The organism is Serratia sp. NA_112.1, assembly GCF_052691715.1.
In genome coordinates this window covers 183907-203404 of the sequence record NZ_JBQZFO010000004.1, presented here as the reverse complement: position 1 = coordinate 203404, position 19498 = coordinate 183907, and the positions used below count along the sequence as shown (strand labels likewise).

Genomic DNA, 19498 nt, shown 5'->3' with positions numbered 1-19498 from the left:
AAAATCGCTAACAATACGGAGCGGCAAAATGGATCAGATCCAGGCCATGCGCATTTTCACCCGCATCGTCGAACTGGGCAGTTTCAGCCGCGCAGCCGAGCGTTTGCAGTTACCGCGTGCCACGGTCAGTAATGCGCTCAAACGGCTCGAGCAGCGCCTCGGCGTCCGTTTGTTGATCCGCACTACCCGTCAGGTACAGGTGACCAGCGAAGGCACGCTTTATTATCAGCGCTGCGTGCAGTTGCTGGGAGCGCTGGAAGAAGCAGACACGCTGTTCAGCCACCATAAACTGCAGCCTTCTGGCAAGGTACGCATTGATATGCCCCATTCGCTGGCGCGTGAAATCGTGATCCCCGCTCTGGATGACTTTTACCAACGCTATCCGGATCTGACTCTGGCGTTGGGCGCCAACGATACTCATGTTGATCTGCTGCGCGAGGGAGTCGATTGTGTACTGCGTGCCTGGGAAACCGAAGATGACAGCCTGGTGGCACGGCGCATCGCCATGTTGCCCCAGTTAACCTGCGCCTCTCCCGGCTATCTGGCCACGTTCGGCGTCCCCCAGTCGATTGACCAGTTGCAGCAGCATCAGACGGTAGGCTATTTTTCCCTCGCCAGTAATCGTAATTACCCGCTGGAGTTTTGCCGCAACGGCAAAGTGGAATTGCGCGAATTGCCCGCCAGGCTGAGCGTCAGCGGTGCCGATGCCTACACCAGCGGCTGTCGCGCTGGCATGGGTCTGATACAGGCGGCACACTACTCGCTGGCCCCCTGGTTGCAGAAGGGGGAATTAGTCGAAGTGTTGGCGGAAACCCCGCCGCCGCCAATGCCAATTTACATCATGTATCCCCCCGGTCGTTTCCTTGCGCCCCGGGTCAGAGTATTGATTGACTGGCTGATTTGGCTGTTTGAACAGTATCAACCGCCCAAAACGGACGTTTTTCCAGCAAACACCCGCAAACAGGGGAAATAACTATTGACGTCCCCACCAAAATCTCTAGAATTCGCCTCCGTGGTACGTTACTCCGGTAATGTTTCTTGGAATGCGAAGGTGGCGGAATTGGTAGACGCGCTAGCTTCAGGTGTTAGTGTCCTTACGGACGTGAGGGTTCAAGTCCCTCTCTTCGCACCAAATAACCACATGATTTATATTGCACAGCATCAATGCGAAGGTGGCGGAATTGGTAGACGCGCTAGCTTCAGGTGTTAGTGTTCTTACGGACGTGAGGGTTCAAGTCCCTCTCTTCGCACCAAGCTGGTGATATAAATCGAAAGCAAAATAAAGATATCGGCTGTGCGAAGGTGGCGGAATTGGTAGACGCGCTAGCTTCAGGTGTTAGTGTTCTTACGGACGTGAGGGTTCAAGTCCCTCTCTTCGCACCAATCGATAACTCTCTCCGGTAATATCCCCAAAGCAATCCCCAATTGAACGATGATGAACACGCGAAAGCGTGGTTTTTGCGTTTTCAGCCCAGATTGAAGTTCAGACCGATAGCAGCCAGTCCGCCGGCCAGCGCCATGCAGGAAGGCAGCAGCAGGTAGTGACGCCAGCGACTATTGAACAGCATCACCAGGGTGGCCAGCATGGCAATCACAATCAGCGTGCGCAATTGCATCATATCCAGGTTGATCAATGCCAGTAACGGCATCAAGGCGCAGGGCAGTAAAACGCCCCAGGCGCTGGCCAAACGGTTACCCAGGCACCAACTGACGCCCCACAACCCACACGCGGTAATCATGGCTGCAATCATGATAACCCTACCCTTCAAGTGATAATGATAACTAATATCATATAACATTTTTTTTCACTGCGCATCATTTCCGCCACGGCGCTCAAACGCGGATGACATAGCGGTTGAAAAATGATAATTTGCCATAAGAAAATTCTTAGTCTAATTCGCATGTTAATAATCACAATCTACAACCATACAATGTGAGTGTTTAATTCCCACCGACAGAATTTTTCGCAACCTTACCTTTTCGAAAGATCGATATTGTAAAGAGTGAACTCCGATGAACGCGCGTTCTTATCAGGAACTGCTGAACAGCAAACACCGCTTATCATTATTTTTATTTTTATTGATGAACGCTGCCTCTTCCGTATTTACATTATTAGTCCCGTTTCAAAACAAACCCACTTTTACCCTGCCTTTATTAGGTATACCGCTATTTTGTCTGGCGGCACTATTATTTACCCTCCAGTCTCCGCGGTTATATGTCAGAAAACTGAATCTATTTTCCTGCGTTCTTGGTCTGCTGTGGGCAACGCATATTTACCTTAAAAGTCAGCACTGTGCGCCGAACAACCAAAGTTTTCTATTAATTAGCCTGTTCAGTATGTTCTTTATCAGCGCCATTGCCTTAACCGATAACTTTATCGCCTTTTGCCTGCACGCCGTTCCGTCCGCATTAGTCATTCTATTACTGGACGGTATGCACAATACCATGCGGATAGTATTCACCACGGTATTGCCGATTATCGCGTTCTCTATCCACCACCTGATGCTTAAACGCAGTGAACACTTTACTCAAACGCTGGTGGCTAATCTGTATAACGAACGGGACAGATTCAGCAATTTAAGCATGATCGATCCCTTAACCGGGCTTTATAACCGCCGTGGCATGGAGAATAAAATCAATATGTTGCCGGCAGCCGCGTCAGAAAGCCATTTCGTTCTACTGCTCGATATCGATCACTTCAAGGCTTATAACGATAATTATGGCCACACCATGGGTGACCAGGCGCTGGTGCAGGTCGCCATCACCATCCGCGATTCGGTACGTTCACGCGATATCGTGGTGCGTTACGGTGGGGAAGAGTTTCTGGTGCTGTTGACCAACGTGAGCGAGGATTATGCCACTCAGGTGGCTGAGCGGGTGCGTCAGCGGGTGCAGGGATTAAAAATCCCACATCGCTTTAATCAGTTTGAAACCACCACGGTCACGCTCAGTGCCGGAATTTCCGTGTTGCACGAGCTGGATGTCGCCTCGGCAATCCGGGCGGCCGACGCCGCGTTATACCAAGCAAAAAACAGCGGCCGCAATAACATTAAACTGGCCCAAATCATACAGCCCACCGCTGGCTAAGCCGGCGGGCTGTGAGCTTAGCGGCGGCGCTGCTGCAAGCCGTAAGCAAACACCACGGCGAAGCACAGCAGTGGCAGACAATACGACAACGCCGTGCTGTACCTGTCCGCCAGCGCCCCCATAAAGTAAGGCATGATGGCGCCGCCAACAATCGCCATGATCATAAAGGAGCTGGCGCGCTTGGTGTGTTTACCCATGTTTTTCACCCCGAGGGCGAAAATGGTCGGGAACATGATCGACATAAAGAAGAATACGGCGATCAGCGCCACCACCGAGATGCCATCCATACTGAGCATGACGACCCCGCACAGCACAATGTTGACCAGCGAGTAAACCATCAACAGCGTGGCCGGTTTGACCCTGCCCATCAGCCAGGTACTGAAAAAGCGCCCGACCATAAAGCAAATCATGGCGATAGAGAGCAGATAGGACGCGCTTTGGTTGGAAACGTCGCTCCAGTGTTCGGTGGCGTAGTTAATAAAGAAGGCGCCGACACCGACCTGTGCCGCCACGTAGAAGAACTGGGTGATCACCCCGCCAACAAAGTGCTTGTGCTGCCACAACCCCTGAGCAATTTCACCGTGCTCCGGCCGTTCTTCCTCGCGAATGTCCGGTAACCGGGTGCGACTGAACAAAAAGGCAATCAGCAACACCAGCACGGCGATCGCCACATAGGTCATCTTCACCGCGCTTTGGTCACCGCTGCCAGCACCCTGGGTAGCAGAGAAAAACAGCGTGCCGCCGATCATCGGGCCGATAAACTGTCCTAACCCGTTAAACGACTGGGAAAGGTTCAAGCGTCTTTCCGCTCCCTGTGCGTCCCCCAATACCGTGGCGTAAGGGTTGGCGGCGGTTTCCAGGCAACCCAGCCCGCAGGCAATGACAAACAGTGCGAACAGGAACATGCCAAAACTGTTGGCGGAAGCCGCCGGCACAAACAGCAATGCCCCCAGCGCATACAGGCATAGTCCGATCAGAATGCCGGCTTTGTAGCCTTTTTTATCCATAAAATAGCCGGCAGGCAGCGCCACCAGGAAGTAGGCACCGAAATACGCTGCCTGTAATAATCCCGACTGCGCCTTGGTCACGTGCAGCGTTTCCTGAAAGTGCTTATTTAATACGTCCAGCAGGCCATATGACAGCCCCCACATAAAGAACAGGCTGGTAACCAGGATAAAAGCCCAGCGCAGATTGGCCGTCGCCTTGGCACCCACCTGAGGTGGGGCAGCAGTTTTTTCAGCAAGCATTGATATATCCTCGGTAGGGTAAGTTATTGTTGTTTCAAAGAGAATATCCGCTCCATTACCACCCATTTTTCGCCTTGCGGCGTCCAGGGGGTGGCCACCTGGTAGTGCCACATCAGGGCTTCCCAGCGCTGCACGTGGGGATTGCTCAAACCGGCGGCGTCAAACCGCTCGGCATTGAATCCGCTACTGACTTCAACAATCATGAACAGCCGGGTACCCAGTCGGTAAATCTCCATATCCAGGATGCCGTGCTCACGCAGGTGAGTGGCAATTTCTGGCCAGATGCGTTGGTGATAGGCCAGGTATTCCTCGATCAATGCCGGTGAGTCGACCAGATCGAGCGCCTGACAGAAGCGCTGCCCCGTCCCCGTCACGCCACTCATGTGATCGCCCGGTCAAGATGCAGATAACCCCCGTCCACCGACAGCCACTGTCCGGTGGTGTGCGACGAACGCGAGGAAATCAAAAACACCACAGTGTTGGCAATTTCCTGCGGTGTGGTCATCCGCTGTTCGAAAGGAATGCGCGCGGTAATTTTCTCGAGCTGCTGCTCCGGCTGCTCAAAGGTATTGATCCAGCGTTGGTACTGCGGCGTGATCACCTCCGCCGGTACCACCGCATTGACCCGTACCCCTTCATGGCGCAGCGACACCGCCCACTCGCGTGTCAATGCCAGCACCGCGCCCTTGGCGGCGGTATAGCCACTGGTGCCACCCTGCCCGCTCAGAGCAGTCTTGGAGGCGATATTGACGATCGCCCCCTTGCCGGCTTGCAACGCCGACTGGCACAGGTACGCCATCAGGTAGTAATGAATCAGGTTTTTCTCCAGCGATCCGACAAAGGCCTCACGCCCGGCCTCCAGCCCTACCCCATCGTTAACCCCGGCGTTATTCACCAAGGCATCGATACGGCCAAAGGTTTCCTGCGTTTGCGCCACCGCCCGCCGGCACTGCTGTTCTTCACACAAATCGGTGATAATCACCGTGCTCCGTGGCTGCAAGCGACGCAGCTGCGCCAGAAACTCGGCCTCCGGCATGGCGTTAGTGACCATCACCGGGATTGCCCCTTCTTCAGCCAGCAGTTGGGAAACAGCCGCACCGATGCCGGAGCCGCCACCGGTAACAATCACCACCTTATCTTTCAGATACAGATCCATAACCCGACTCCGTTAACCCATAAATTCGGCAGGCCGTGCCCCCCCAAATCTCCGCCTGCTGCGAAGGACTCAGCGTGGCGATGGCCTGCTCATTCAGTTGATAAACCTGGCCGTAATCACCCGCCAGCAGGCACACCGGCCAGTCAGAACCGAACATCAGCCGTTGTGGACCGAACACCTCCAGCGCCGCCTCAAAAAATGGCAATAGCTGAGAGGCCTGCCAATCGCCGCCAGGCACTTCGGTGATTAACCCGGAAAGCTTGCAGACCACGTGCGGCAACGCTGCCAGGGGTTTGATTTGCTGCGCCCAATGTTCTGCCCCCTGGGCGATATCCGGTTTGCCGAGATGATCCAGCACCAGCCAGTAATCGTCGTGTTCAGCGGCAAACTGCGCCGCCGCCGACAAATGCCGATGAGTGACCAGAATGTCGTAAACGTACCCCTGTCGCTGCAACGCCTGCATACCGCGTCGCACCTCCGATCGCGCCAGCCAGGCGTCCGGCTGCGGCTCGTCTTGCACCAGATGACGCCACCCGCGCAGCAGCGGTTGTTGGCGCCATTCCTCAAGCCGCTGCGGTAGCTGCGGCGCGGTGATGTCCAGCCAACCCACCACCCCGCACACACCACAGCTTTGCTGCGCCAGTGTCAGCAGCGTCTGGGTTTCCTGCTCGCACTGCCGGGCCTGCACCACCAGCGCACCGTCAAAACCCTGCTGTTGCAGCAGGGGGGCGAGCTGCTTTGGGCCAAAATCCTGTTGCAACACCGTCATCTGCTCGCTGATCCACGGATAGCGTTGCGGATGGTAATGCCAGTAATGTTGGTGAGCATCGATACGCAGCATGGCGTGTTTCCCGTTCAACCGCGGAACCGGTACTGTTCGAGCGACGCCACATGCATCTCAATCGAATAGCCGGGATTGAGCGGTGGCATATAGGCCGCCCCCTTGACCTCACAGGGATGGACAAAATGTTCATGCAGATGATCGACGTATTCGATCACCCGGCCATCGTGGGTACCGGCAATGCACAGGTAGTCGATCATCGACAGATGCTGAACGTATTCGCACAGCCCCACGCCACCGGCATGCGGACACACCGGCAGATGGTATTTGGCCGCCATCAGCATCACCGCCAGCACTTCGTTGACCCCACCGAGACGGCAGGCGTCAATCTGCACCACGTCAATCGCTTCGCGCATAATGAACTGCTTGAACAGGATGCGGTTTTGGCACATCTCGCCGGTGGCCACCTTGACCGGATGCACCCCCTCGCGGATACGGCGGTGTCCTTCCACATCATCCGGGCTGGTCGGCTCTTCGATAAACCAGGGTTTGGCGAACGCCAGGTGCTTCACCCAGGGAATGGCGTCGTTGACTTCCCATACCTGATTGGCGTCGATCATCAGTTGACGATCGGGGCCGATCACCTCGCGGGCGATGCGCACCCGGCGGATATCATCTTCCAGATCGCGCCCGACCTTCAGCTTCAGGTAGGAGAAACCGGCGTCGACCGCTTCCTGGCACAACCGGCGCAGCTTATCGTCCGGGTAACCCAGCCAACCGGCAGAGGTGGTATAGCAGGGGTAGCCGTCCTGAAGCAGCCTTTCCAGGCGCTGCTCCTTGCCTTGCGCCCGCTGTTTGAGCAGGGTAAGCGCTTCCTGTGGCGTAATGCAGTCAGTGATGTAGCGAAAATCAATGCAGCGCACCAGCTCCTCTGGCGTCATCTCTGCCACCAGCCGCCATACCGGTTTACCCTCGGCCTTGGCCCACAGATCCCAAACCGCGTTGATCACCGCTCCGGTCGCCAGGTGGATCGCTCCCTTGTCCGGGCCGATCCAGCGTAACTGGCTGTCACCGGTAAAACGCCGCCAGAAGGCCCCCATATCGGTGGTGATCTCTTCAAGCCGGACCCCGACGATCTGATGCTCCAGCGCACGGATCGCCGCGCAGCAAATCTCATTGCCGCGGCCAATGGTAAAGGTCAGCCCGTGGCCGGTCAGATCGTCGCGATCGGTCTCCAGGATCACGTAAGCCGCCGAATAGTCCGGATCCGGATTCATCGCGTCGGATCCCTCCAGCGCCAGCGAGGTGGGGAAGCGGATATCTTCAACCCGCAGTGCGGTAATTGTGGTCATGGCATGCTCCCCATCAGGCTTGTACGGTTGTTTGACGCTGTTCACCCAATCCCTCAATGCCCAGACGCATCGTCTGCCCGGCCTTCAGGTAGAGAGGTGTGGGCTTTTGCCCCATGCCGACGCCCGGCGGCGTGCCGGTAGAAATCACATCACCCGGTTGCAGGCTCATAAAGCGGCTCAGATAGCTGATAATTTGTGGAATGCGGAAAATCATGGTGCGGGTATTGCCGTCCTGATAGCGTTTGCCGTCCACTTCCAGCCACAGATTCAGGCTATGGGGATCGGCAATTTCATCGGCAGTCACCAGCCAGGGGCCGGTGGGGCCAAAGGTGTCACACCCCTTGCCTTTGTCCCAGGTGCCGCCGCGTTCGATTTGGAATTCACGCTCCGAGACGTCGTTAATTACGCAGTAACCGGCAACGTGCTGCATCGCGTCCTGCTCGCTGATATAGCGCCCGCCCTGACCAATGATCACCCCCAGTTCCACTTCCCAATCGGTCTTGAGCGAGTCTCGCGGGATCTGCACCCGATCGTTCGGCCCGACCACCGCACTGGTCCACTTGCTGAACACCACTGGCTCAGAGGGGATCGCTGCGCCGGTTTCCGCCGCATGGTCGGCGTAATTGAGACCAATGCAGATAAACTTGCCGATGTGGCCCACACAGGCCCCCAAACGCGGCTGTCCAGCCACCTTCGGCAATTGATTGATGTCCAGCGCGCGCAGTTGGTCCAACGTGGCAGGCAACAGTGCGTCACCACTGAGATCGGCGATGTGCTGCGAGAGGTCACGGATCTGACCCTCAGTGTCCAATATCCCTGGGCGTTCCTGCCCCGGTACGCCATAACGTAAAAGTTTCATTCAGTCCTCTCCAGGAAAGTGGAGGAATGGGTCACCAGACGTCGTGAGTGTAGGCAGTTTGAGTGCGGACAGCGCGCAGGCCCCGGAGCGTACACGGAGTACGTGAGGAGTCCGAGCACTGCCCAATCTCAAAATGGCAAACGCAACAGCCTGCTGGCCTATTCCTCAGTTACTCCAACCGCCATCGATAATCTGTACCGTACCTGTGGTATAGGAACTGGCGTCGGACGCCAGATACAGCGCCAACTGGGCAATCTCGTCGGTGGTGCCGATGCGGCCAATCGGCTGACGGGCAACAAACGCCTGATACACCTCTTCTTCGCTAAGGTCCTGCTCGCGTGCCTGCTCGGCTATGCGCTGGCGCAACGACGGCGATTCCACCGTACCGGGACAAATGGCGTTGCAACGGATGCCCTGGGTGACGTAGTCCGCCGCTACCGACCGCGTCAGGCCAATCACTGCCGCCTTGGTGGCGCTGTAGGCAAAGCGGTTCGGTACCCCCTTCACGCTGGAGGCGACCGACGACATATTGATAATCGAACCGTTTTTGCGTGCCAGCATGCCGGGCAGAAAGGCACGGATCATGCGGAACATCGCCGTCACATTCAGATCGAGGGCGAACGCCCACTGCTGTTCGCTGCACTCGAGGATCGAGCCGCTATGCACCACACCGGCACAATTGAACAACACGTCGACAGGTCCGAGAGTTTCCGCAGCCGCAGCGATCACTACGGGATCGGTGACGTTCAGCGTCATCGGCTGAATACCGGCCAGCCCCTGCAGCTGGTCGGTGTTGATATCGGTGGCGATCACCTCGGCCCCCGCATCGGCAAACAGTCTCGCGGTGCTAAAGCCAATCCCCTGACCCGCAGCGGTGATCAGTACGCGTTTTCCGGTTAAATTCATTTTATCTCCCTTGGCCCAAAGGCCTAATGGTCAGGCCATTAAAGGCGGTTAAAGGTCAGGCCTTTAACATGACAAAAGACGCTTTACGCGTTATGGTTTGGTGATAATGTGATGAGACACACTTAAAACAGCATTTTGATTAACCATTTTTTTACACTTGATTAACCATTACTCAAGCGGCTTGAGCAATATTTGTGCGCAACATCACTTAACATCGGACAGACCAAGGTAAAAAATGCCGATCACCCGACTGGAAAACCCACGTATTTACAGACAGATAGCCGACCAATTGAAGCGGCTCATCGATAATAACGAATTTCCTCCAGGCAGCCGCCTGCCGTCCGAGCGCGATCTGGCCCAGCAGTTACAGGTCAGCCGCGCCTCCGTGCGTGAGGCGCTGATCGCGCTCGAAGTGATTGGTCTGGTGGATGTCAAAGTCGGCAATGGGGTGATTGTCCGGGCACAAACGCCGACCATGGTTTCGCAGGAGCCGGTGATGGCACAGGCCGGGCGCGGTCAGTGGGCGGAAATCGACGATGAGTTGAATATCGAGCTGGATTTTAATGCCGAACTGCCGCCATTTTCGTTGCTGCAAACCCGTTTATTGATCGAACCGGAAACCGCCGCGCTGGCGGCACGCCATGCTACCGAACAGGAATTGGCGGGTATCCGTACCGCCTACGAACAAAACTGCCGTGATAACCGTGAAGGCTCGGCCACCCACCCCGGCGACCGCCTGTTCCATATCCGCATCGCCCAGGCCAGCGGCAACCCGGCCTACGCATTTATCATCGGCCACCTGCTCGGACACCGATATGGCAGCATGTTCCGCGTGTTGCAACGCAACTATACGCCGGACGATATGTCACACCGCTCCGAACAGGAACATCAGGCCATTCTGGCGGCGATCGAGGCGCGTGACGTGCGCGGTGCGCGTAAAGCGATGAAAGCCCATCTGGACGAAGTGATAGCCATTTTCACCCGCGCGCAATAGGGCGATCCGGCGACACCAGGGCGGCAGAAAATTATTTATCAAACCGCTCTTTTTTCCACATGCAGCCAGGGCCGAGGCACATTACACTGACAACAGAAAAGACCGGGTCATACTGCGGCCACGGCCTCTCCCTGTTGCCTTTTAAAATGGATAACCACCGTTGAAGAACTCTTTCTCCGCTTCATTGCTGGCGCTCGGCCTTTGTGCCGCCCCGCTGGCCGCGCAGGCCGCCGCCCCGCAGCTGGCTTCGCAAATCGTCGACCAGTATGCCGAACATATTTTCTATAACAGCGGTGCCACCGGTATGGCGCTAGTGGTGATCGACGGTAACCAGGTGGTTAACCGCAGTTTCGGTGATACCAAACCGGGTAATAACCTGCGTCCGCGCCCGGACTCGCTGATCCGCATCGCCTCCATCACCAAACTGATGACCAGTGAAGTGATGGTCAAGATGGCGGCGGAAGGCCGGGTCAAACTCAACGATCCGCTGCGCAAATATGCCCCACAGGGGGCTTACGTACCGGCTTATAACGCTCGCCAACCGATCACTTTGCTGAACCTGGCAACCCACACCAGCGCCCTGCCGCGTGAACAGCCGGGCAAGAAGCCGCCGAAAACGCCGGTCTTTACCTGGCCGACCAAAGCACAGCGCTGGCAGTGGCTGGAACATGCCAATGTTACGGTGCCACCGGGCGTGCGCGCCTCCTATTCCAACCTGGCGTATGATCTGCTGGCGGATGCGCTGTCGCGTGCAGCAGGCAAGCCTTACACCGCGCTGCTGAAGGAAAAAATCACCGCGCCGCTCGGCATGGTTGACACCACTCTGACCCCAAGTGCCGAACAGTGCTCACGCCTGATGGTGGCTTCCGCCGGCCCGAGTGCCTGCCGTGATACCACCGCCGCGGCCGGTAGCGGTGGCGTTTACTCCACCCCACGCGACATGCAGCGCTGGATGCAACAATTCCTTAGCTCCAACGTCTCGGGGGCACGTAAATCGACCGCCGCCAGCGAACAGACCATGTACTTCCAGCGCAACGATCTAGTGTCGCTAAAAGGCATGGACGTACCGGGTGAAGCCAGTGCGCTGGGTCTGGGCTGGGTGTATATGGCACCGAACGGCGAACTGCCGGGGATTATTCAGAAAACCGGTGGTGGTGGTGGCTTTATTACCTATATGGCGATGATCCCGCAGAAAAACGTTGGGGTATTTGTGGTGGTGACCCGCTCGGAGCTGAGCAAGTTCACCAACATGAGCGATCCGGTGAACCGACTGGTGAGTGATTTGGCGGCGAATAAAAGTTGATGTTATCGGGCGCAGCAGTGAACTGCGCCCCCACAATCTTCAGGCCAGAGCCAGCCTTTCGTGCATCACCGGATGGAAGTTACGCTTGAAGTAGATCAGGCCGTTACCGGCGGCACTGACTACGATCTTGCGGATCTGCACCAGATACACCTGATGGGTGCCGATGCTTTGGATCTGCTCGATCTCCCCTTCCAGGCTGGCCAGCGTGTTACGCAACACCGGCTGCCCCAGTGCGCCACTCTGCCAGTCATCCAGACGGAAACGCTCTTCCATGCTGACCTCGGTCATACCGGCAAAGTGGCGTGCGATCAGCTCCTGCTCATGATTCAACACGTTGACGCACAGCCGTTGGTTGGCCTGGAAAACCGGGTTCATCGCGCTGTTGCGGTTAATGCACACCAGCAGCGTTGGCGGCGTATCGGTCACCGAGCACACTGCGGTGGCGGTAATACCGCAGCGTCCTGCCGGGCCGTCGGTGGTGACGATATTCACCGCGGCGGACAGGCTGGCCATGGCGTCGCGAAACAGCAGACGGTGTTCATTTTCCTGAGACATACAAACCTCCTTTCGGATCACTTAAGCAGTTTATCCAACTGATTAATATCGTCATTATTATGCAGATGCGGCACTTTCCAGCCGTGCTGGTCATAGTCGGACAGGCATTTGTCGACCATTTCCATCATCTTGCCCATGGTGCCGGATCCCTGCGCCTGACGCAGGCATTGCAGGCGGATCTCGTCCTGGCTGCCGGCGTAGTTGATCTCATACAGTTCATGACGGCCGCCGAACTCACTGCCGATCGCATCCCACATCAGTTTGAGGATCTTGATGCGTTCGACATGATCCATCCCGTTGGAGCCACGTACATAGCGGGACAGATATTTGTCGATTTCCGGGTTATTCATGTCGCGCACGCTGGACGGCAGGTAAATCAGGCCGCTGGTGACGTTCTTTTCGATGATGTTCTTCACCTTGGCGTAGGCCATCGGCGCCATCACGCGATAAGTCTGCAGCGCGGCGGAATCCGGTAAATAGGCACCGTTTTCCCACTTGGTAGCCTCGGCGCACATCGCATCGGTCAGCGACCAGAACAGATTGCGCCAGGCCACCACTTCGCCAAGATCGGCCTGAACGCCACGGAACTCCAGCACACCGGTGCAGGCCAGGCTCTTTTGCAGCAGCGCGGTAATAAAGTCCATCTTCACCGCCAGACGAACACAGGCCTGCAGCGGGAACAAGCGGGCGAAACCACCCTCGGTGCTCCAGCGGCGGCAACGATCGAAATCGCGATAGATCAGCACGTTTTCCCATGGGATCAGCACATGATCCATAATCAGGATCGCATCGTTCTCATCAAAACGGCTCGAAAGCGGATAATCGAATGGCGATCCGGTGGCACCGGCGACCAGTTCATAGGAGGCGCGAGAAATCAACTTCACCCCTTCGGCATCCATAGGTGCGACAAACATCAGCGCAAAGTCCGGGTTGTCACCCATTACCTGAGCCGAGCCGAAGCCGATAAAGTTGTAGTGGGTCAGCGCCGAGTTGGTGGCGACCACCTTGGCACCGCTGACGATAATGCCGGCGTCGGTTTCCTTTTCCACCTGAATAAATACGTCTTTCACTTCGTTGACCGGCTTGTGGCGGTCGATCGGCGGGTTGACGATGGCGTGGTTAAAATACAGACCGGTTTCCTGAATGCGTTTGTACCAGTGGCGCGCGTTGTCGGCGAACTGGCCGTAAAACGCCGGGTTAGCGCCCAACGCAGATCCGAAAGCCGCCTTGTAGTCCGGGGTGCGCCCCATCCAGCCATAGCTCTGACGCGACCAATCGGCGATGGCATCACGCTGTTGACGCAACTCATCCGGGCTGCGGGCGTAACGGAAGAATTTGTGGGTGTAGCCGCCGTTGCCGGTATCGGTGCCCCAGCACAGACGGTCCTGGCTGACCGGATCGTGCAGCGAGTCGTACAACTGGCCGACCGAGGCCGCCGCGTTACGGAATGCCGGATGGGTGGTAACGTCCTTCACCCGCTCGCCATAGATATAAATTTCGCGGCCGTCCTGCAAACTCTTCAGGTATTCGTCACCGGTGAACGGGCGTTTGTTGTCAGCACGAAAGTCTTCAGGTTTCATTTAAGTCTTCCTCGTAATCGGCATTTTATGGGCGGCGGACCCGGCCACTTGTTAAAATAATGTTTTCTTTTGGTTGCTTAATTGAAGCCCCCAACGCCGATTTCGAGAAGAGACTTTTGCGGCAATCGCCGGTACTTTTCAGGCAAGCTTAGCCACTATCGCTGCAAACTGTGATCCAGCTTACGAAAGGGGATGTTGTGCGGCGCGGTAGCTCGAGGGGGAACAACCTTCCAGCCGATTGAAAAAACGGGCGAAATAAGCCGGATCCTTAAAACCCAGGCTATAAGCGGTTTCATGCACCGTGCAGGCGCTAAACAGCAGCATGCGTTTGGCTTCACGCAACAAGCGATCGAATATCAGTCGTTTGGGAGGCTGATTGGCGAAACGCCGACACAGGTCATTGAGCCGTGACTCGGTGACGCCCAGCGCCTGGGCATAGTCCGGCACCGGCAGGTGATCGCGGAAGCGTTCGTCCACCATCTTGTTGAAACGCTGGAATAATTTCAGCTCACCACGTACTCCACTGGCGGCAGAGTCTTCCAGCGATGCATTGCGTAACAGCAGGGTGAACACCGCCTGCGCCAGCAGCGCCAGCGTTTGTTCGCGACCGGCCAGGCGCTGGCTGAATTCGCGGCGGACCAGCGCCCAGTAATGGCTGAGCGCCGTCAGCTCTTGCGGTGCATCGGCCATCGATAGGCAAATACCCGGCATGTCCAGCGCCAGGTTGCTGCCAGGGTACAGCCGTTCCAGCAGCGGCCAGATCAACTCCTGACGCACTGTCAGCACGTGGCCGTCACTGTCCGGCTCGGTGAAAAACGCATGCGGCACCGAGGGCGGCGTGAGGATAAACAATGGTGCCTGCACCGAATAGTGCTGGCTGTCCAGTTGCAGCTCAATCTTGCCGGTCTCCAGAAAATGCACCTGGAAGTAACGATCGTGCCAGTGCACCTGCATATCGCGACCAAAAAAGGCCGCAAGCCCGGCAAAGGTTTCGTAATGCACTTCATCGGTGGCATAACGCGCATCGTACTCTTTGCAGATATCGATATTGGCGATAAAACCGGTACTTTTCTGCACATCATCCTCCATCAGCGATGAGATCAGTGATAAGCCTTTATTAGGCGTCATTGTCGCAGACAGCTTGGCCATGGACAGCGCACAGGAACCCGAGCGTACACGCAGTACGTAAGGGTTCCGAGCACTGCCCTAGGCCAAAATGGCAAGTAAAGCTTATGGCGTGGCCCGTGGACGCGAGCCTTGCATCGGAATACGCCAGACGATCAGCGCCCCCACTATCAACAGCGCCGCAACGAAATACAGCCCGGAGTTAAAGCTGCCGGTCAGATCCTTGAACCAGCCAATCAATAGCGGGCTGACCGCCGATCCTATATTGCCGGTGGCGTTGATCACTGCGATCCCGATCGCCCGCGCCTCCAGGCTGATCGACTGATCCGGCGTAGTCCAGAAGATGGCCATAGCGGTGAACGACCCCACTGACGCCATGACGATCCCCAGCAGTTGGATCATGCTGTGATCGGTCGCTGAGGCCAGCAGCCAACCGGCGGCAGCAAACAGATACGGCAGGGTGGTGTGGTATTTTCGCTCCTGCAACCGATCCGAGCGTTTGCTCCACCAGATCATCCCGGCGATGGTGCAGATTTGCGGGATCGCCGCCAGAATACCGATCACAATGTTACTGCTGCCCTGGTTGAAGCTCTGCAGGATCTGCGGTGTCCAGATGTTAATGGCGCTCAGGGTATTGGTCAGGCAGAAATAGGCCAGCGTGTACATCAGCACGATCGGCGTGAAAATTTCCCGCCACAGGTTGCGCTGCTGCATCGCCCGATGACTGCCTGGCCCATTGGGCTGCACCAGTTGCAGCTTGTCGGCGTCCATCATGGCTTTCAGACTGGTTTTTTCTTCGTCGGTCAGCCATTTGGCCTTGGCCGGGGTATCGTCCAGGTAGAACCATACCGCCACCCCCAACAGTACCGACGGAATACCCTCTACCAGGAACAGCCATTGCCAGCCCTTAAGGTTCATCAGCCCGTCCAGTGCCAGAATATAGCCGGACACCAGCGAGCCGATCGCCATCGTCACCGGCATGGCGATCATAAACAGCGCGTTGGCCCTGGCGCGGTAAAACGCTGGGAACCAATAGGTGAGATACACCAGAATACCCGGCAGGAAGCCGGCCTCGGTAATGCCGACGATCATCCGCAGCACATACAGACTGGTTGGCCCGGTGGCAAACAGAGTGCAGGTTGAGGCGATGCCCCACAGCACCATGATGGTGGCGATCCAGCGCCGCGCCCCGACGATCCCCAGCATGATATTGCTCGGGATACCGAAAATTACATAGGTGACGTAGAACAGGGTCGCTGCCAGACCGAACATGGTCGAACTGAGACCGAGATCCTTGCCCATCGTTAGCCCGGCGAAACCGATATTGATGCGGTCGAGGAAAGAGAAAACAAACAGCACAAACAGGAAAATAATCAGTCGCCGAAATAACTTTTTAATCACCGATTGTTCGGTGGCGGTTAACGCTTTATGTTGCTGCGCCGGGTTGACCGGCGGCAGCGAATCGACGTTGCTCATGGTGTCTCCAGTGAGGTTGCGTCCGGCAACCTAATAAACGCTTGGGGATTGCACGGGTGGCCGCTCCTGCTTAAAACGACCGGCCAGGGACTCCGCCGCCCGCGCCAACAGGGTGGTATCCACCCCTACCGCGACAAACAGCGCGCCTGACGCCAGATAATGCTGCGCCAGCTCAGGATTGGCGGTCAGAATGCCCGGCGCCTTGCCGGCAGCGCTGATGCGCGCAATGGCATCGTCGATGGTGCGTTGCACCTCCGGCTGTTGGGGATTACCGGCATAACCCATATCGGCACTGAGATCTGCCGGGCCGATAAACACCCCGTCGACCCCTTCCACCTGCAGGATCTCGTCCAGGTTTTTCACCGCCTCACGAGTTTCAATCTGCACCAATACGCACATCTGTGCGTCGGCCTGTTGCAGATAATCCGGCACCCGGTTCCAGCGTGACGCACGCGCTAGCGCACTGCCGACTCCGCGTATCCCATGTGGCGGATAACGGGTGGCACGCACCGCTTCACGCGCCTGTTCAGCGTTTTGAATCATGGGGATCAGCAGCGTCTGGGCACCGACGTCCAACAGTTGCTTGATCAGTACCGCGTCGTTCCACGCCGGGCGTACCACCGGTTGGCTCGGATAAGGCGCGATCGCCTGCAACTGGCCCAGCACCGTTTGTACGTTGTTGGGCGCGTGCTCGCCGTCGATCAGCAACCAGTCAAAGCCGGAGCCGGCCAACAGTTCGGCACTGTAACTACTGCACAGCCCCAACCACAGGCCGATCTGCGGGCGTTTTTCCTGCAGAGCCTGCTTGAACGCGTTGATTAACATTGATTTTCTCCTAAACAAACCGGCAGCTAATGCAGCCCATCGGGCCGTAATCGGCATGGAAGGTATCACCGCGTCGTGCAGCCACCGGTCGGGTAAAGGAGCCGCCGAGGATCACCTGTCCGGCTTCCAGCTCCACGTCATACGGGAACAGCTTGTTGGCCAACCAGGCCACACCATTGGCCGGATGGTTCAACACCGCCGCCGCCACGCCGGATTCTTCTATCACCCCGTTGCGGTACAACAACGCACTGATCCAACGCAGATCCAACGCATCCGGTTTAATCGGCCGCCCCCCCATCACCACACCGGCATTGGCGGCGTTATCGGAGATAGTGTCGAACACCTTGCGCGGGCGCTGAGTTTCCGGATCGACGTTATGGCTGCGCGCATCGATGATCTCCAGCGCCGGGATGATGTAATCAGTCGCGTTATAAACGTCGAACAACGTGCAATTAGGTCCGCGCAGCGGTTTGGCCAATACAAATGCCAGTTCAACCTCGACGCGTGGCACGATAAAGCGATCGATCGGAATATCGCTGCCGTCGTTGAAAAACATGTCATCCAGCAGCGCGCCAAAATCCGGTTCGGTGATTTGCGAACTGACCTGCATAGCACGTGACGTCAGGCCGATTTTATGGCCCTTAAGCATGCGGCCCTCGGCGATTTTCAGCGCCACCCACTGCCGCTGAATGGCATAAGCGTCTTCGATGGTGATCTCGGGGTGATCCAGTGACAACGCACGGATCTGCTCGCGGTTCTGTTCCGCCTGATGCAAACGCTGCACCGCACGGCTCACCAACTCTTTATTCAACATGGACGGCCCCTTACTCTTTCCGAAATAGCGCGTGGACATTGTTTTGCTTGTAGTTCAGCACCGGATGCAGCTCTTCCATGGCGAACGACAGCGCCAGAAAGCGGTTGGCCATCAGTTCGGCGAAGTGCTCGGTGATCAGGGTGAACAGCATCGCCCCCACCTGCTCACGGCTTTCCTGACTGCGGCCGTGGCCGATCTTCAATGTCATATGCACGAAAGCGTAGTCCCGCTGGCCGTCGGCCATCTGCCAGGTATCGAGCCAGATGGCACGGCTGCGCACCCCGGCCAGTGGGAAAAGACCGGTGTCCGCCAGTGCCTGATTGACCTTGGCGAACAGCGCGGGCAAATCCGCCTCGCGGCGAATGTTGTCGGTACATTCAGCGTAAAAATGGGGCATGGATACTCCTCAGGCTTCGGCCGGCAGCGGGAAAATGGCGTTGACTTGCCCGGTGCCGGAACTGGCAAACAGCGGGGTAACAAACTCCACCTTGCCGTCATAGTTGTCCCAGCCCAGCAGGCCAAGCAGCATCACGGTGTCATGCATGTTGCCCTCGCCGTAGCAGTAGTCGGCGTACTCCGGCAGCATTTCGCAAAACTCGCGAAAGCGCCCTTCTTCCCACAGCTTGACCACCCGTTCATCCATCTGCTGGTCAAACTGGCGGGTGTAGCTGTTCATGCCCTCTTCGGCACGCTGGTCGTCGATGAAACGATGTGAAAGTGAACCGCTGGCCAATACCGCCACCGTCCCGTCGTATTTCTCAATCGCGGTTTTGATCGCCTCACCCAAAAGGCGGCTGTCGGCAAAGTCATGCACGGTGCAAAACGCCGAAATCGAGATCACTTTGAAATGCTTGTCGCTGTTCATGTAGCGCATCGGCACCAACGTGCCGTACTCCAGCTTCAGGCTTGGGATCTCATGCGCTTTGGCGCGTACCCCGAGTTTGCAGGCTTCAGCGGCAATCAACTGACCCAGTGCCGGGTTACCTTCGTATTCGTAGGTCATGTCGCGGATAAAGTGCGGCAGTTCATTGCTGGTATACAGCCCTTCGAAATGCGGGCTGCAGTTGATGTGATAGGCGCTGTTCACCAGCCAGTGAGTGTCGAACACAATAATGGTGTCGACGCCCATTTCACGGCAGCGCGCACTGATCTCTTTGTGACCGTCGATCGCCGCCTGGCGGCACCCGTGGTTTTTTCCAGGCATTTCCGACAGATACATCGATGGAACATGCGTAATCTTGGCGGCTAAAGCTAACTTACCCATACAACCTCCTATCCCCTTCATCCTTGAAGCTGCCTCTGTGTAGACTGCGAGCGCTCACCCCAGTCACTGACTTAAGTAAGCTCCTGGGGATTCCCGCTCTGGTCGCCTTGATGCAACTCCAATGATTTTGGCGATATTTTTCAGTTCTAAAATACGGGAACGGTATCAACAGAC

General features: G+C 56.8%; 20 protein-coding genes and 3 tRNA genes. 7 read left to right on the top strand and 16 right to left on the bottom strand.

From position 1 onward, the window contains the following. The first annotated feature begins 28 nt into the window (after positions 1-28). The 4 genes from ACUTQ5_RS11100 (at position 29) to ACUTQ5_RS11085 (ending at position 1383) form a co-directional block, all read left to right on the top strand. Entirely contained in the window at positions 29-973 is a 945-nt protein-coding gene (locus ACUTQ5_RS11100) for a LysR family transcriptional regulator (RefSeq protein WP_445651290.1), read from the top strand. A gap of 72 nt (positions 974-1045) precedes the next feature. Beyond that, positions 1046-1132 (top strand) — tRNA-Leu (locus ACUTQ5_RS11095). 34 nt (positions 1133-1166) lie between these two features. After that, positions 1167-1253 (top strand) — tRNA-Leu (locus ACUTQ5_RS11090). A gap of 43 nt (positions 1254-1296) precedes the next feature. Next, a tRNA-Leu gene (locus tag ACUTQ5_RS11085) sits at positions 1297-1383 on the top strand. 83 nt (positions 1384-1466) lie between these two features. On the opposite strand, the gene ACUTQ5_RS11080 is transcribed toward ACUTQ5_RS11085, so the two are convergent. After that, a complete protein-coding gene (locus tag ACUTQ5_RS11080) occupies positions 1467-1751 on the bottom strand; it encodes a DUF1435 domain-containing protein (RefSeq protein ID WP_037424165.1) in 285 nt (94 codons plus the stop codon). A gap of 262 nt (positions 1752-2013) precedes the next feature. On the opposite strand from ACUTQ5_RS11080, the gene ACUTQ5_RS11075 reads away from it, so the two are divergent. Continuing rightward, positions 2014-3087 (top strand): GGDEF domain-containing protein, encoded by a 1074-nt coding sequence (locus ACUTQ5_RS11075; RefSeq protein ID WP_445651289.1) that lies wholly within the window; start codon positions 2014-2016, stop codon positions 3085-3087. Positions 3088-3104: 17 nt separating this feature from the next. On the opposite strand, the gene fucP is transcribed toward ACUTQ5_RS11075, so the two are convergent. The 7 genes from fucP to ACUTQ5_RS11040 all read right to left on the bottom strand — a co-directional run bounded on the left by fucP (position 3105) and on the right by ACUTQ5_RS11040 (position 9388). After that, entirely contained in the window at positions 3105-4334 is a 1230-nt protein-coding gene (gene fucP / locus ACUTQ5_RS11070; RefSeq protein WP_445651288.1) for an L-fucose:H+ symporter permease, read from the bottom strand. A gap of 23 nt (positions 4335-4357) precedes the next feature. Next, the gene (locus tag ACUTQ5_RS11065) at positions 4358-4717 is read right to left on the bottom strand and encodes an L-rhamnose mutarotase (protein WP_445651287.1); all 360 of its coding nucleotides are present in this window, start codon (positions 4715-4717) and stop codon (positions 4358-4360) included. Continuing rightward, a complete protein-coding gene (locus ACUTQ5_RS11060) occupies positions 4714-5490 on the bottom strand; it encodes an SDR family oxidoreductase (protein WP_445651286.1) in 777 nt (258 codons plus the stop codon). Before ACUTQ5_RS11060 ends, ACUTQ5_RS11065 begins: the two co-directional genes overlap by 4 nt. Beyond that, the gene (locus ACUTQ5_RS11055; protein ID WP_445651285.1) at positions 5468-6331 is read right to left on the bottom strand and encodes an amidohydrolase family protein; all 864 of its coding nucleotides are present in this window, start codon (positions 6329-6331) and stop codon (positions 5468-5470) included. Before ACUTQ5_RS11055 ends, ACUTQ5_RS11060 begins: the two co-directional genes overlap by 23 nt. A gap of 14 nt (positions 6332-6345) precedes the next feature. Continuing rightward, positions 6346-7623, bottom strand: coding sequence for an L-fuconate dehydratase (locus ACUTQ5_RS11050; protein ID WP_445651284.1), 1278 nt, complete (start codon positions 7621-7623; stop codon positions 6346-6348). A gap of 13 nt (positions 7624-7636) precedes the next feature. After that, on the bottom strand, positions 7637-8482 hold the full coding sequence (locus ACUTQ5_RS11045) for a fumarylacetoacetate hydrolase family protein (RefSeq protein ID WP_445651283.1): 846 nt from the start codon (positions 8480-8482) through the stop codon (positions 7637-7639). 165 nt (positions 8483-8647) lie between these two features. Further along, positions 8648-9388 carry an SDR family oxidoreductase gene (locus tag ACUTQ5_RS11040; RefSeq protein ID WP_445651282.1) on the bottom strand — a complete coding sequence of 247 codons (741 nt, stop codon included), beginning with the start codon at positions 9386-9388 and terminating at the stop codon, positions 8648-8650. Positions 9389-9623: 235 nt separating this feature from the next. Between ACUTQ5_RS11040 and ACUTQ5_RS11035 the strand changes: the two genes are divergently transcribed. Beyond that, entirely contained in the window at positions 9624-10382 is a 759-nt protein-coding gene (locus ACUTQ5_RS11035) for a FadR/GntR family transcriptional regulator (protein ID WP_445651281.1), read from the top strand. Positions 10383-10542: 160 nt separating this feature from the next. After that, complete coding sequence (gene ampH / locus ACUTQ5_RS11030; RefSeq protein WP_261431783.1) at positions 10543-11685, top strand: D-alanyl-D-alanine-carboxypeptidase/endopeptidase AmpH; 1143 nt, start codon at positions 10543-10545, stop codon at positions 11683-11685. 39 nt (positions 11686-11724) lie between these two features. Here the strand turns inward: ampH and hpaC are convergent, their stop codons facing one another. From hpaC to hpaD, 8 genes are all read right to left on the bottom strand, one after another. Then, positions 11725-12240 (bottom strand): 4-hydroxyphenylacetate 3-monooxygenase, reductase component, encoded by a 516-nt coding sequence (gene hpaC, locus ACUTQ5_RS11025; protein WP_445651280.1) that lies wholly within the window; start codon positions 12238-12240, stop codon positions 11725-11727. A 17-nt stretch (positions 12241-12257) separates the two neighbouring features. Beyond that, positions 12258-13820 (bottom strand): 4-hydroxyphenylacetate 3-monooxygenase, oxygenase component, encoded by a 1563-nt coding sequence (gene hpaB, locus ACUTQ5_RS11020; protein ID WP_445651279.1) that lies wholly within the window; start codon positions 13818-13820, stop codon positions 12258-12260. Positions 13821-14000: 180 nt separating this feature from the next. Then, the gene (gene hpaA / locus ACUTQ5_RS11015) at positions 14001-14909 is read right to left on the bottom strand and encodes a 4-hydroxyphenylacetate catabolism regulatory protein HpaA (RefSeq protein WP_445651469.1); all 909 of its coding nucleotides are present in this window, start codon (positions 14907-14909) and stop codon (positions 14001-14003) included. A gap of 141 nt (positions 14910-15050) precedes the next feature. Then, positions 15051-16421, bottom strand: coding sequence for a 4-hydroxyphenylacetate permease (gene hpaX, locus ACUTQ5_RS11010; RefSeq protein WP_445651278.1), 1371 nt, complete (start codon positions 16419-16421; stop codon positions 15051-15053). A 30-nt stretch (positions 16422-16451) separates the two neighbouring features. Continuing rightward, entirely contained in the window at positions 16452-17246 is a 795-nt protein-coding gene (hpaI, locus tag ACUTQ5_RS11005; RefSeq protein ID WP_445651277.1) for a 4-hydroxy-2-oxoheptanedioate aldolase, read from the bottom strand. 10 nt (positions 17247-17256) lie between these two features. Continuing rightward, on the bottom strand, positions 17257-18060 hold the full coding sequence (hpaH, locus tag ACUTQ5_RS11000; protein ID WP_445651276.1) for a 2-oxo-hept-4-ene-1,7-dioate hydratase: 804 nt from the start codon (positions 18058-18060) through the stop codon (positions 17257-17259). 10 nt (positions 18061-18070) lie between these two features. Then, entirely contained in the window at positions 18071-18457 is a 387-nt protein-coding gene (locus tag ACUTQ5_RS10995; RefSeq protein ID WP_445651275.1) for a 5-carboxymethyl-2-hydroxymuconate Delta-isomerase, read from the bottom strand. Positions 18458-18466: 9 nt separating this feature from the next. Next, positions 18467-19324 (bottom strand): 3,4-dihydroxyphenylacetate 2,3-dioxygenase, encoded by an 858-nt coding sequence (gene hpaD, locus ACUTQ5_RS10990; protein ID WP_445651274.1) that lies wholly within the window; start codon positions 19322-19324, stop codon positions 18467-18469. Positions 19325-19498: the final 174 nt, after the last annotated feature.